Genomic DNA, 13,475 nt, shown 5'->3' on the forward strand with positions numbered 1-13,475 from the left:
CGCGCGACGGACCAAATGCGCGGGTTTATGCTGTAGCGCGCGCCGCCGTTATTTTCCACACTTCATAGCTACAGCTACCTTCCCGCCAGAGTCATGAATCGCGAAGAAGCCCTGCACATTTTCCGCCACTCCGAAGAGATCGTTTCTGAGGGCGATGTCAATGCGTCGATCGGCCGGATGGCCGAAGCCATCCGCGCCGAGATCAGCGAGGACTTCCCGCTCGTACTGTCGGTCATGGGCGGCGCCGCCGTGTTCACCGGCATGCTGCTGCCGCACCTCGACTTCCCGCTCGAGTTCGACTACATCCACCTCACCCGCTACCGCAATGCGATCAAGGGCAGCGCCGAGATGCAATGGCGCGTAGCGCCGCGTGAGTCGGTGAAAGACCGCGTGGTGCTCGTGCTCGACGACATCCTCGACGAAGGCGAGACCATGGCCGCGATTCGCGACCGCATCATGGACATGGGCGCGAAGCGTTTCCTCTCGGCCGTGCTGTGTGAGAAGACCCTCGCGAAGGCCAAGCCGCTGCATCCCGACTACTGCGGTTTTTCGGTGCCGGACCGCTACGTGTTCGGCTGCGGCATGGACGCCAAGGGTTACTGGCGCAATCTGCCGACCATCCGCGCGCTGACCGAAGGCGCGTGAAGCGCGCATCGGCTTGCTGAAGCTGAAGCACCATGAAAAAAGCAGCCCACGGGCTGCTTTTTTATTGCCTGCGACGCCCGCTGCATGCGGCGTCAGAGGTGATGCACGAAGTTGGCGATGCCAGCGAGAATCATCTCCACTGATATCGCCACGAGCACGAGGCCCATCAGCCGCTCGAAGGCCGTCACGACACGCTCGCCTAGCCACTGCTGGATGCGCTCCGCCATCACCAGCACGACCGCGCAGATCACCATCGTGACAACGAGCGCCGCCATCCATTCGTAGAGTTTGCCGGGTGCCTGCGAGGTGAGCAGCATGACCGTGGCGAGCGCCGAAGGCCCCGCGAGCGCGGGAATGGCGAGCGGCACGATGAGCGGCTCGCCGCCCTTGTCGCCGCCGCCGAACGGGCCGCCCGGATGCGGAAAGATCATGCGCAGCGCGATGAGGAACAGCACGATGCCGCCGCCGATACGCAGCGACGTGTCCGTGAGCCCCATCATGCGCAGGAAGGCGTTGCCCGCCACCATGAAGATGAGCAGGATCACGAACGCAATCGCGACCTCGCGCAGGATCACGACCGCGCGGCGCTGCTTGGCAACGCCGCGCAGGCAGGTGATGAAGAGCGGAATGTTACCGAGCGGGTCGGTGATGAGGAGCAGCAGGACCGTAGCGGACAGAAAACTGTACTCCACGCTCGAAGCGCTCCTTTAACCGTGATGGATCGTCGTTAAACCGCAAGTGCCGCGCGGATCTTCTGCGCCACCGTCTGCGCAGCCTCATCGGCCGCGAGCAGCGTCGCTTCGGTGTCGCGACGGCCCTGGTATTCGATCTTGCCGTCCTTCAGACCGCGCTCGCCGATCACGAGACGATGCGGCACGCCGATCAGTTCCCAGTCGGCGAACATCACACCCGGGCGCTCGCCGCGGTCGTCGAGGATCACGTCCACGCCCGCTTCGACGAGTTCGTTGTACACACGCTCCGCGTGCTCGCGCACGAGTTCGCTGCGGTCCATGCCCATCGGGCACACGACGACCTGGAACGGCGCAATCGACTCAGGCCAGATGATGCCCTTGTCGTCGAAGTTCTGCTCGATGGCTGCACCGAGAATACGCGTGATGCCGATGCCATAGCAGCCCATCTGCATCGGCGCGGGCTTGCCGTTCTCGGCGAGGAACGTAGCGTTCATCGCTTCCGAGTACTTCGTGCCGAGCTGGAACACATGGCCCACTTCGATGCCGCGGCAGATGTCGATCACACCCTTGCCGTCCGGCGACGGATCGCCCTTCTTCACGTTGCGGATGTCGGCGACGACCGGCTCCGGCAAATCGCGGCCCCAGTTCACACCCGTGGTGTGGAAATCGACCTCGTTCGTGCCCACCACGAAGTCGCTCATGTTCGCGACCGTGCGGTCGGCAATCACCTTGACCGGCTTCTTCGTGTTCAGCGGTCCGAGGTAGCCCGGCGGCGTGCCGAACCACTCGACGATTTCCGCTTCGGTAGCGAAGCGGAAGCCGCTCAGACCTTCGAGCTTGCCGACCTTGATCTCGTTCAGATCGTGGTCGCCGCGCAGCATCAGCAGCCAGATAGTCGGCTCGGCGCCTTCGTTGTCCGTCGCGAGGATGATCGACTTGATCGTGCTTTCGAGCGGAATGCCGAGCAGCTCTGCCACTGCCTCGCACTTGGCCGCGCCCGGCGTCGGCGTTTTCGTGAGCGCTTGGGTGGGGGCGCCGCGCTGCGCGATGAGCGGCAGCGCTTCGGCGGCTTCGACGTTGGCCGCGAATTCCGAGGTCGGGCAGTAGGCGATATCGTCCTCGCCCGTTTCCGCGATCACGTGGAATTCGTGCGAGCCGCTGCCGCCGATCGAACCGTTGTCGGCCGCGACCGCGCGGAACTGCAGGCCAAGGCGCGTGAAGATGCGCACGTAGGCGTCGTACATCTTCTGGTACGACACCTTGAGACCTTCGACGTCCTTATCGAACGAATACGCGTCCTTCATGATGAATTCGCGCCCGCGCATCACGCCGAAACGGGGACGGATTTCGTCGCGGAACTTCGTCTGCACCTGATAGAAGTTCACCGGCAACTGGCGATAGCTCTTGATCTGGCCACGCGCGATGTCGGTGACCACCTCTTCGTGCGTCGGGCCCATCACGAAGTCGCTTTGCTTGCGGTCCTTGAAGCGCAGCAGTTCCGGCCCGTATTGTTCCCAGCGCCCCGATTCCTGCCACAGTTCGGCCGGCTGCACGGCCGGCATGAGCAGCTCGATGGCACCGGCGCGGTTCATTTCCTCGCGCACGATCTGCTCGACCTTGCGGATCGAACGCAGGCCGATCGGCAGATAGTTGTAAATGCCGCCAGCAATGCGACGGATCATGCCCGCGCGAACCATCAGCTTGTGGCTGACGATTTCCGCGTCAGCGGGCGCTTCCTTCAGGGTGCCGATAAAGAAACGGGAGGCTTTCATTCAAATTATCCAAAAGCGGCGGCCCGGTGCAGACCGCCCGAAGAAGTGACCAACGGATGAGTTCACGAACCCGCCATTATGACAACGCGCCAGGTGCCGCGCCGATGACGCTGGCCCTAATCGAAGCCGATCGCGCCCCGAGGCCGTTTTGCGCGGCCGCGGCCATTCGCCAACTTTCCGGACGCCGGGTCACGGACGGCGGGTGCGTGAGGACCGTTATCTGTTTATAATCAAAGCAATTTTAAAGGATTCGAAGGTGGTTGTATGCTGGATCGTGAGGGGTTTCGCCCGAACGTCGGCATCATCCTCTTGAACGCGCGAAACGAGGTGTTTTGGGGCAAGCGGGTTCGCGAACATTCCTGGCAGTTTCCGCAAGGGGGCATCAAGTATGGTGAAACCCCCATGCAGGCAATGTTTCGGGAGTTGCACGAAGAAACCGGTTTGCATCCGGAGCACGTCAAGATCGTCGGTCGCACACGCGACTGGTTGCGTTATGAGGTGCCGGACAAGTTCATCAAGCGCGAAGTGCGCGGCCATTATCGCGGCCAGAAACAGATCTGGTTTCTGCTGCGTATGGTCGGGCGCGACTGCGATATCTGCCTGCGGGCAACGGAGCATCCCGAGTTCGATGCGTGGCGCTGGAATGAATACTGGGTGCCGCTCGAAGCGGTCATCGAGTTCAAGCGTGACGTCTATCAGCTCGCGCTAACCGAGCTCTCGCGCTTCCTGCGCCGGCCTGCGCCGCGCCAGGAGCGCCTGGGCGTGCAGGCTCACGAGGTGCGTTACCCGCGCATCGTGACGTCGGCGCACGCAGACGCGGTGCATGCCGAGCCGTACGAGGTCGCAGCAGAAAGCGTGCTCGAACGTACATCGCGTACGTCTGTCGAAAGCGATTGCGCGTCGGCGCAGAGTATCATCGAGCCTGCGCAGGACGAGCAGGATCAAGGGGCTTGAGCCAACGCAAAGAACGCCCGAACCGGCGGGGCCCGGCGCATCACGCGCCGGCCCCGCCGGTTCGCATTCGCGGCGCAGTTCGTTCGTAACGCGCGCCCGTGCTTCGAGGAAAACCAATTTGAAACGATTTGCTCTTGCTGCGGCATGCGCCGCAGGCGGTGTGCTGCTTGTGTCAGGACTGGCCGCGTGCTCCAGTTCCGGTCCCACGAATAAGGACGACAGCGCGTTCGTCTACCTTCTGGACCGCAAGGGCGAATGGCAGGAAAACAAGATCGAGAGCCTGCCGCCGCTGCCGCAGGTTGGCGCGACGTTGCTGCCGTTCGACGTCTCGAACAATTCGCCGCTCAAGTTTGCGATCGACCCGGCTTCGCTCACGGTCGGCACGGATGGCGTCGTACGCTACACGATCGTCATTACGAGCCCGTCGGGCGCGCGTAACGTAAACTACGAAGGGATTCGCTGCGACACCTACGAGTGGCGCCTCTACGCGAGCCTCGACGCCGATCACAACGGCTGGGACCAGACCGTCGCGAACAACTGGTCGCGCATCGAGAACGGCACGCTCAACGCGTACCAGTCGAGGCTTTATCAGGACTACTTCTGCGCCAACAAGATGCCGATCGCGAAGGCGCCGACCCTCATCGAGAACCTGCGCTACGGCCGCACGCAGTCGACGCTGGTGCGATAAAAGCCTCGCCACCGCATGCGGAGATGGGCATGAAAAAAGCCGCTGCGGCCTTTGGCCACAGCGGCTTTTCAATTTTTGGCGATCCCCGGCTGGCCGGGAACGGCTGTCAAACCAGCACGAGATTGTCGCGGTGGATCAGCTCCGGCTCGAGCATATAACCGAGGATGCCCTCGATCTCGCCGCTCGGATGACGCTGGATCAGCTTCGTTTCCGCGCTGCTGTAGTTGGTGATCCCGCGCGCTACTTCCACGCCCGCGCCATTCAGGCAAGCGATCACCTCGCCGCGCGCGAATGCGCCCTGCACGCCGGTCACGCCAATCGGAAGCAGGCTCTTGCCGTCTGCCGTGAGCTTCTGCACCGCGCCGTCATCGATCACGACGTGGCCGCGCACCTGCAGGTGATCGGCCATCCACTGCTTGCGCGCCGCCATGCGCGCCGTGCGTGCAATGAGCTGCGTGCCGATCGCCTCGCCTGCGGCCAGCCGCACGAGCACTTCTGCCTCGCGCCCGCTCGCGATTACCGTGTTCGCGCCGCTGTGCGCGGCGCGCTTGGCAGCAAGGATCTTGGTGAGCATGCCGCCACGGCCGATGCTCGACCCCGCGCCGCCCGCCATTGCCTCGAGTCCCGGCTTGCCTGCGTCGGCTTCCTGCACGAGCATTGCGCTCGGGTCCTTGCGCGGATCGGCCGTGTAGAGGCCGCTCTGGTCGGTGAGGATGACGAGCGCGTCGCCTTCGATCAGGTTCGCAACGAGCGCACCAAGCGTGTCGTTGTCGCCGAACTTGATTTCGTCGGTAACCACGGTGTCGTTCTCATTGATGACCGGCACGACGCCCAGACGCAGCAGCGTAAGCAACGTGGAGCGCGCATTCAGATAGCGTTCGCGGTCGGCGAGGTCGGCGTGCGTGAGCAGGATCTGCGCAGTGCGGATGTCGTGCTCAGCGAAGCGGCTCTCGTACACCTGAGCAAGGCCCATCTGCCCGACTGCCGCAGCGGCCTGAAGCTCGTCGATCTCGCGCGGCCGCTTCGTCCAGCCGAGCCGCTGCATGCCTTCGGCAATTGCGCCCGAACTCACGAGCACGACTTCCTTGCCCTGCGCACGCAGCGCCGCGATCTGCGCGGCCCAGCGGCCGATTGCCGCATGATCGAGGCCGCGACCGTCGTTGGTGACGAGGCTCGAGCCGACTTTCACTACCAGACGCCGCGAATCGGCGATGACGGAACGCATGCTGCGCGGTCTCCCAAATGACTGATGACGCGTGAAGTTTCCTGGGCGCGGCCGGCGCAACTCGCGCGCCGGCCAGTGCGGCGAATTACTCCTGCGGCTGCTCCGCGTTGCCGCCTTGCCCTTCGCGGAAGCGCACGTCGGATGCGAGGTCTTCGGCCTCCTCGGCACGGCGTGCGTCCGAGTGCGCGGAGACGTAGTCGTATATCGCGTAACACAGGTTTTCGCAGCCCTGCCCCGTGAGCGCGGAGATCTCGAACACCGGGCCGTCCCACTCGAAACGCTTCACAAAGTCGGCAATGCGCGCGGCACGCTCGTCCTCCGGCACCATATCGAGCTTGTTCAGCACGAGCCAGCGCGGCTTTTCATAGAGCGTCTCGTCGTACTTGCGCAGCTCGCCGACGATCGCCTTCGCCTCCACGACCGGATCGACGCTTTCGTCGAATGGCGCGAGATCGACCAGATGCAGCAGCAGGTTCGTGCGCTGCAGGTGACGCAGAAACTGGTGACCGAGGCCCGCGCCTTCGGCTGCGCCTTCGATCAGGCCCGGAATATCGGCGATCACGAAGCTCTTGCTCGGCCCCACGCGTACCACGCCCAGATTCGGCGCAAGCGTCGTGAACGGGTAGTCGGCGATCTTGGGCTTCGCGTTCGACACCGAGGCGATGAACGTGGACTTGCCGGCGTTCGGCATGCCGAGCAGACCGACGTCCGCCAGCACCTTCAGTTCCAGCTTGAGCATGCGGCGCTCGCCGGGCTTGCCGTCGGTCTTCTGACGCGGCGCGCGGTTCGTGGACGACTTGAAATGCAGGTTGCCGAGGCCACCCGCGCCGCCCTTCGCGACCATCACCTGCTGCTCGTGCTCGGTCAGGTCGGCGATCAGCTCGCCCGTGTCCTGGTCGGTGATGACCGTGCCCACCGGCATGCGCAGCGTGATGTCGTCGCCTCCCTTGCCGTAGCAGTCCGAGCCGCGGCCGTTCTCGCCGTTGCGCGCCTGGTGCTTTTTCGTGTAGCGATAGTCGATGAGGGTGTTGATGTTGCGGTCGCCGACCGCGTAGACGCTGCCGCCGCGTCCGCCGTCACCGCCGTCCGGCCCGCCGAACGGGACGAACTTCTCGCGTCGCATCGACGCGCTGCCATCGCCCCCATCGCCGGCGATGACTTCGATCTTCGCTTCGTCAATGAACTTCATGAGTTACTCCGTCCCGTCAATTTCGATATTTTGCCCGCCATGGCCGAAACTGGCCAACCTGGCCGAACGGCCAACGACGCTCGCCACGCCAGACGGAAGCCCATTACGACCCCGAAAGACTGCGGATAAACAAAAAGGCCCCGCAAACTTCGCGGGGCCTTCTTAGCGTCGCGTGTAGCCCGCTCGCGAGCGGTCTAAAGCTTAGGCCGCTGCCGGGACGACGTTGACCTGTTGCTTGTTGGCTGCGCCCTTGATCGAGAACGAGACGTGGCCGTCGACCAGCGCGTAGAGCGTGTGGTCCTTGCCAATGCCGACGTTCAGGCCCGGGTGCATACGCGTACCGCGCTGGCGAACGATGATGCCGCCTGCGAGGATAGCCTGGCCGCCGAACACCTTCACGCCAAGTCGTTTCGACTCTGAGTCGCGGCCGTTACGTGACGACCCGCCTGCCTTTTTGTGTGCCATTTGTTTGCTCCTTTACCTGCGTGCGCTTACGCGTTGATCGCGTCGATGCGCAGTTCGGTGTAGTTCTGGCGGTGGCCGCCATGCTTCTGGTAGTGCTTCCGGCGACGCATCTTGAAGATGGTCACTTTGGCGTGTCGGCCTTGCGACACAACGGTGGCCTTGACGGAAGCCCCACTGACCAGCGGCGTACCGAACTTAATCGATTCGCCTTCGCCCACTGCGAGAACCTGGTCGAGCGTGATTTCTGCGTCAATGTCAGCCGGTATCTGTTCTACTTTAAGTTTTTCGCCAACGGCAACCTTGTACTGCTTGCCGCCGGTTTTTATGACCGCGTACATTGAGAACCTCACTCTGAGTAATCTTTTCAGGCACACTGCGCGCCCGAAACCTTAGATTATACATAGAGTTAGCTGCGCGGTCAAAAGGCATTCAACTCCGTTGTCCGAAGGATCCGGGGCCGGCAGAGCGGTCCGCGGCTGTCCGATCGGCACAGCGCCACCACCCGCGCGCCCGCCCGGGCCGCGAGAAAATAGAGGGAGCCATCGGCCGGACGGCAGCGGAGCGTCCGGCATACCGTCGATTCGCCTTATAATCCGCGGCACTACCCATATTTGCCATCATGTCGTCCACCGCCACCACATCCCCCAGCGCAGCCACCCTGCTTGCCCCCATCGCCAGTGACATGGAGCAGGTGAATCGTGTCATCCGGCAGAGCCTGGCGTCCGAGGTGATGCTGATCAACCAGATCTCCGAGTACATCATCGGCGCGGGCGGCAAGCGGCTGCGTCCGGCGCTCCTGCTGATGGTGGCCGGCGCGCTCGGCGACGTCGGCACGCAGCGCCACGTACTCGCGGCGGTCGTCGAGTTCATTCACACGGCTACGCTCCTGCACGACGACGTCGTCGACGAATCGGACCTGCGGCGCGGCCGCCAGACGGCCAATGCCCTCTTCGGCAACGCCGCCAGCGTGCTGGTGGGCGATTACCTGTATTCGCGCTCGTTCGAGATGATGGTGGGCGTCGGCAAGATGCGCGTGATGGAAATTCTCTCGGCAGCCACGACGATCATCTCCGAAGGTGAAGTCCTGCAGCTGCTGAACATGCACGACGCCGACGTGGACACCGACCGCTACATGCAGGTGATCCGCTACAAGACCGCGAAGCTTTTCGAAGCCGCGGCGCAGCTTGGCGCGGTGCTTTCGGGGGCGGATGCGCGCACCGAGGAAGCCGCGGCCGAATACGGGCGGCGCATCGGCACGGCATTCCAGATCATGGACGACTGGCTCGACTACACGGGCACGCCCGAATCGATGGGCAAGAACGCTGGCGACGACCTGCGCGAAGGCAAGCCCACCTTGCCGCTCATCTGGCTGATCGAGCACGGCACGGCGGCGGAAGCGGCGCTCGCACGCGAAGCGATCGAGCAAGGCGGCACGACGCGCTTCGACGAAATCTTTGCGGCCATTACCCGCTCGGGCGCGCTCGAGCACACGCTGCAATGCGCGCGCGCCGAGGCGCAGGCCGCCGCCGCTGCGATTTCAGCGTTCCCCCCTTCCATTTACAAAGATAGCCTGCTAGAATTATGTTCTTACTCGACGACGCGCCAGTCTTGAAACAGGCGAAGCGGGTTGTGGAGTCCAGCAGTAAATTCGGGGTGTAGCTTAGCCTGGTAGAGCGCTACGTTCGGGACGTAGAGGCCGGAGGTTCGAATCCTCTCACCCCGACCAGAATTCAAAAAAAACCGCGCATGCATTGCGCGGTTTTTTTTCGTCTGTACCTTCTGTGCAGCAGGCCACGCGAAGCCGTGCCTGCGGGGGCCTTGTCCGTTCGGCCAGTGGCCCTGGAAGTGCGGGACCCCTCTGTTATAGTTTCCCCATCCGCCCCCCTCATTTTCTCGACGCGTGGACCACCTTCCCTTATGGGCGCAGATTTGCGCCGTCTTCGTCCTGCTCATCTGCTCCAGCTTTTTCTCCATCTCCGAAACGGCGATGATGGCGCTCAATCGCCATCGGCTCAAATATCTCGCCAATCACGGCACGCTCGGCGCGAAGACTACGCAGAAGCTGCTCGCGCGCACCGACCTGCTGCTTTCGGTGATCCTGATCGGCAACAATCTGTTCAACACCATCATCCCGGTGCTGACGACCTCGATCGCACTGCACACGTTCGGCCACGACAATCTCGTGCTCTCGGTCGCAACGGGCATCGTCGCGTTCCTCATCATCGTGTTCGCGGAAATCACGCCGAAGATTGTCGGCGCAACGTTCCCCGAGAAAATCGCGCTGCCCGCAAGCCTGTTGATCGCCCCGCTCATGCGTGTGACGAAGCCGCTTATCTGGTTCGTCAACATGTTCGCAAACGGCATTCTGCGCGTCCTGCACATCAATACGCACAAGGCGCATGACCAGCGGCTCTCCACCGAGGAATTGCGTACCATCGTGCTCGAGTCGGGCAGCTTCATGCCGACCAAGCACCGCAGCATCCTGCTGAACCTGTTCGATCTGGAGAACATCACCGTCGACGACGTGATGATTCCGCGCCGGCGCATCGAGGCGCTCGACTACGACGCCCCGCTCGAAGACATCCTGCATCAGCTCGAGACCTGCTATCACAACAAGCTGATCGTCTATCAAGGCGACATCGACCGCGTGCTCGGCGTGCTGCACGTGCGCAAGACGCTGGCCGCGCTGCACAACCAGGAGTTCGAGCGCGAGACGTTGCGCGAACTGCTCGCCGAGCCGTATTTCGTCCCTACGGGTACGCCCGGGTTCCAGCAACTTCAGTACTTCCAGGAAAGCCGTCATCGCATCGCGCTCGTCGTGAACGAGTACGGCGAGATGGAAGGGCTCGTGACGCCCGAGGACATCATCGAGGAGCTGATCGGCGAGTTCACCACGTCGATGCCGCGCAGCGGCACCGGGCGCGGCGGCTGGAACGACGAAGGCGAATGCATCGTGCCGGGCAGCATGCCTTTGCGCGAGCTCAATCGCTGGCTTCATATCAAGCTGCCCACGGACGGTCCCAAGACGCTCAATGGCCTGATCCTCGAAGTGCTCGAAGAGATTCCCGAGGGCGACGTGTGCCTGCAGATCGGCGACGTGAAGCTCGAAGTGCTGCGCAGCGACGATCAGGCGGTGCGCACGGTCAAACTCTTCAAGCCAGGCGCCAAGGCACGTCAGGGCACCCTGCAAAAGGCGAAGAAGCTGCTGCCGGGACGTTAGCCGTTCGGCCAGGTGGCGGCGCGGTGCGCCGCACCCCATGATGAAGGCGTCATTTGCTCGAGGCGGCTTCGCGCCGGCATGTCGATGCTTTCCACTCCTTATCGTGTCCGCCCTTTTGCCGCCATGCCTACCGAAGGCGCGATGGGCGGCGGTGCAACGGCACGCACACCGCCCTCTGTTTCTGCACCGCAGCTCGACGACGCCCCAGCCGTGCGCCTGCTCGCCGACACGCTGCGCCAGGCCGCGCAGCGCAATGCCTCGGATCTGCACATCGAGCCAATGGAACACGGCTGGCGCGTGCGTCTGCGCATCGACGGCGTGCTGCATGAATTGGCGAGGCCGGCCGCGCATCTGCGCGATGCGTTCGTCACGCGCATCAAGGTGCTCGCACGCATGGACATTGCCGAGCGGCGCATTCCGCAGGACGGCAGGCTGCGGCTCGCAGCTTCCACGACGTCGCAAGCCGCCGAGGACTATCGCGTGAATTCGTTGCCCACGCTTCACGGCGAAAAGCTCGTGTTGCGCAGGCTCGAAGCGCTTCCCGCGGACCTCTCTCTTGCCGAACTCGGGCTCGACGAAGCGCAACAGCGCACGGTTGCCGACGCGATCGGCGCACCGCATGGTCTCGTGCTCGTCACGGGCCCAACGGGCAGCGGCAAGACGCTCTCGCTCTACTGCTTTCTGCAGCGGCTCAACGGCATGGCGCGCAATCTCTGCTCCGTGGAAGACCCCGCCGAAATTCAACTCGCGGGCATCAATCAGGTCAACGTGCGCGAAAAGGCCGGGCTCACTTTTGCGGTGGCACTGCGCGCGCTGCTGCGCCAGGACCCCGACATCATCATGATCGGCGAAATTCGCGATGAAGAAACCGCCAGCGTCGCCGTGAAGGCCGCGCAGACCGGCCATCTCGTGCTCTCGACCGTGCACACGAACGACGCAAGCGCGGCCTGTGCACGGCTCATCGATATCGGCGTCGCGCCGTACAACCTGGCGGGCTCGCTGAGGCTCGTCACGGCGCAACGTCTCGTGCGGCGGCTGTGTCCGCAATGCCGCGTGCGCGGCGACGTTCCTCAGGCGGTGCTCATCGCGGCGGGACTGGGCGCGCAAGAGAGTGACATCACGCAGCCTTATGTTGCGCGCGGCTGCGATGCTTGCCACGGCATTGGCTATCGCGGCCGCGTAGGCATACACGAAGTCTTGCCGATATCAGAGGCCATACGCGACCTGATCGTCGCCGGGCGCGGCGCACACGAAATCGCTCGCGAAGCACGCAGAAACGGTGTGGCGACCTTGCGCGAGGCGGCGCTCGCCCGCGTGAGCGACGGTACCACGAGCCTTGCCGAAGCGCTCGCCGCGACAGAAGCGTCATGACCGGCATGGGCACCACGCGCACCCATCGCGGCCCATCCGAGTGGCGCTTCGCGTGGCGCGGTCTCGATGCATCGGGCGCAGCGAAACGGGGCACGGTGATCGCGTTCGACGCCGCCGCTGTGCGCGCCGCGCTCAAGCGCGAACGCATTACCGTGCTCGCCATCGAGCGCAAGTCGAGCGCTGGCGCGCCCAAGGCGAGCCACGCAGACGTCACGCGCTTTACGCGCCAACTCGCGAGCCTCCTGCGCGCCGGCCTGCCGCTTGCGAATGCGCTCGACCTGCTCGCGCTCTCGCCGGGGCCGCACGGTATGCCGCGCATCGCCGCTGCGCTTGCGCGCGACATCGCCGGCGGGCTGCGCTTCGCAGACTCGCTCGCTCAGCATCCGGCGCGCTTCAACGCCCTCTATTGCCAGCTCGTTGCCGTTGGCGAAGCCTCGGGCGCGCTCGCGGCCGTTCTCGCCCGTCTCGCCGACGATCGCGAGCGCGCCGCCGCGCAGCGCGCCAAAGTGCGCGCGGCGCTCACCTACCCCGTCGCTGTGCTGCTGCTCGCATTCGTCATTACCGCGGCGTTGCTGGTCTGGGTCGTGCCCACGTTCAAGCAGATCTTCGACGGCTTCGGCGCCGCACTGCCCGCGCCCACGCAGTTCGTGCTGATGCTCTCCGCGGGCGCCGCACGTTGGAGCGTGCCGGCCGCTGTCACGGCGGCGACCGGCGCGCTCGCCCTGCAAGCATGCTTGCGCCGCTCGGAAACCGCGCGCATCGCGTTCGGACGCACGCTGCTGAAGCTCCCGCTCTGCGGCCCGCTGCTCACCACGCTGTGCGCCGCTCGCTGGAGTCGAGCCCTCGGCACGCTGCTCGCCGCCGGCACGCCGCTCGCCGACGCCTTCGATTCGCTCGCACACGCGAGCGGCAACGCCTTCTTCGATCGCGCGAGCGCGGGCATCAGCGAGCGCTTGCGGCACGGCGAACGGCTCGCCGCCGCCATGCGCGCGGCGGCGTGCTTTCCGGCCGACGTGGTTCAGCCCGTTGCGGTCGCGGAAGAATCGGGCGCGCTCGACGCCATGCTGCTCGATGTGGCCTCGCTCGCCGACCGGCAGGTCGATGAAAAGATCGCGCTCGTGTCGAGCCTGTGCGAGCCGCTCGTGATCGTCGTGCTGGGCGCGCTGGTCGGTGGCCTCGTCGTGGCGATGTATCTTCCCATCATTCAACTGGGCAACGTGGTGTAGCATCGCTGCCAGATTCCGGTTCCGTCCC

At 64.3% G+C, this 13,475-nt stretch carries 13 protein-coding genes and 1 tRNA gene; 8 read left to right on the forward strand and 6 right to left on the reverse strand.

Annotated elements, in window-relative coordinates; all coding sequences use genetic code 11:
• Nucleotides 1-93: 93 nt before the first annotated feature.
• On the forward strand, nucleotides 94-645 hold the full coding sequence (locus tag FAZ97_RS12220; protein WP_158758662.1) for a hypoxanthine-guanine phosphoribosyltransferase: 552 nt from the start codon (nucleotides 94-96) through the stop codon (nucleotides 643-645).
• A gap of 92 nt (nucleotides 646-737) precedes the next feature.
• Here FAZ97_RS12220 and FAZ97_RS12225 read toward each other — a convergent pair whose 3' ends face one another.
• Both FAZ97_RS12225 and FAZ97_RS12230 read right to left on the reverse strand, forming a co-directional pair.
• On the reverse strand, nucleotides 738-1,337 hold the full coding sequence (locus FAZ97_RS12225) for a MarC family protein (RefSeq protein WP_158758663.1): 600 nt from the start codon (nucleotides 1,335-1,337) through the stop codon (nucleotides 738-740).
• A 35-nt stretch (nucleotides 1,338-1,372) separates the two neighbouring features.
• Complete coding sequence (locus FAZ97_RS12230; protein ID WP_158758664.1) at nucleotides 1,373-3,109, reverse strand: proline--tRNA ligase; 1,737 nt, start codon at nucleotides 3,107-3,109, stop codon at nucleotides 1,373-1,375.
• Nucleotides 3,110-3,373: 264 nt separating this feature from the next.
• On the opposite strand from FAZ97_RS12230, the gene FAZ97_RS12235 reads away from it, so the two are divergent.
• Nucleotides 3,374-4,063: an RNA pyrophosphohydrolase gene (locus FAZ97_RS12235; RefSeq protein WP_158758665.1), complete on the forward strand. Its 690-nt coding sequence runs from the start codon at nucleotides 3,374-3,376 to the stop codon at nucleotides 4,061-4,063.
• A gap of 118 nt (nucleotides 4,064-4,181) precedes the next feature.
• Nucleotides 4,182-4,751, forward strand: a complete 570-nt coding sequence (locus tag FAZ97_RS12240) for a CNP1-like family protein (protein ID WP_199272108.1) — start codon at nucleotides 4,182-4,184, stop codon at nucleotides 4,749-4,751.
• Nucleotides 4,752-4,857: 106 nt separating this feature from the next.
• Here the strand turns inward: FAZ97_RS12240 and proB are convergent, their stop codons facing one another.
• The 4 genes from proB to rplU form a co-directional block, all read right to left on the reverse strand.
• A complete protein-coding gene (proB, locus tag FAZ97_RS12245) occupies nucleotides 4,858-5,976 on the reverse strand; it encodes a glutamate 5-kinase (RefSeq protein ID WP_158758667.1) in 1,119 nt (372 codons plus the stop codon).
• A gap of 85 nt (nucleotides 5,977-6,061) precedes the next feature.
• Nucleotides 6,062-7,165 carry an Obg family GTPase CgtA gene (cgtA, locus tag FAZ97_RS12250; RefSeq protein WP_158758668.1) on the reverse strand — a complete coding sequence of 368 codons (1,104 nt, stop codon included), beginning with the start codon at nucleotides 7,163-7,165 and terminating at the stop codon, nucleotides 6,062-6,064.
• 201 nt (nucleotides 7,166-7,366) lie between these two features.
• Complete coding sequence (rpmA, locus tag FAZ97_RS12255; RefSeq protein WP_158758669.1) at nucleotides 7,367-7,630, reverse strand: 50S ribosomal protein L27; 264 nt, start codon at nucleotides 7,628-7,630, stop codon at nucleotides 7,367-7,369.
• 26 nt (nucleotides 7,631-7,656) lie between these two features.
• Nucleotides 7,657-7,968 carry a 50S ribosomal protein L21 gene (gene rplU / locus FAZ97_RS12260; RefSeq protein ID WP_007180329.1) on the reverse strand — a complete coding sequence of 104 codons (312 nt, stop codon included), beginning with the start codon at nucleotides 7,966-7,968 and terminating at the stop codon, nucleotides 7,657-7,659.
• 281 nt (nucleotides 7,969-8,249) lie between these two features.
• Between rplU and FAZ97_RS12265 the strand changes: the two genes are divergently transcribed.
• From FAZ97_RS12265 to FAZ97_RS12285, 5 genes are all read left to right on the forward strand, one after another.
• Nucleotides 8,250-9,242 (forward strand): polyprenyl synthetase family protein, encoded by a 993-nt coding sequence (locus FAZ97_RS12265; protein ID WP_158758670.1) that lies wholly within the window; start codon nucleotides 8,250-8,252, stop codon nucleotides 9,240-9,242.
• 37 nt (nucleotides 9,243-9,279) lie between these two features.
• Nucleotides 9,280-9,356: transfer RNA gene (locus FAZ97_RS12270), tRNA-Pro, on the forward strand.
• A gap of 174 nt (nucleotides 9,357-9,530) precedes the next feature.
• On the forward strand, nucleotides 9,531-10,850 hold the full coding sequence (locus FAZ97_RS12275; protein ID WP_158758671.1) for an HlyC/CorC family transporter: 1,320 nt from the start codon (nucleotides 9,531-9,533) through the stop codon (nucleotides 10,848-10,850).
• A 141-nt stretch (nucleotides 10,851-10,991) separates the two neighbouring features.
• On the forward strand, nucleotides 10,992-12,221 hold the full coding sequence (locus tag FAZ97_RS12280) for a GspE/PulE family protein (RefSeq protein ID WP_233271680.1): 1,230 nt from the start codon (nucleotides 10,992-10,994) through the stop codon (nucleotides 12,219-12,221).
• 5 nt (nucleotides 12,222-12,226) lie between these two features.
• A complete protein-coding gene (locus tag FAZ97_RS12285; RefSeq protein ID WP_158759158.1) occupies nucleotides 12,227-13,447 on the forward strand; it encodes a type II secretion system F family protein in 1,221 nt (406 codons plus the stop codon).
• Nucleotides 13,448-13,475: the final 28 nt, after the last annotated feature.

The organism is Paraburkholderia acidiphila (genome assembly GCF_009789655.1).
Classification (GTDB): domain Bacteria; phylum Pseudomonadota; class Gammaproteobacteria; order Burkholderiales; family Burkholderiaceae; genus Paraburkholderia; species Paraburkholderia acidiphila.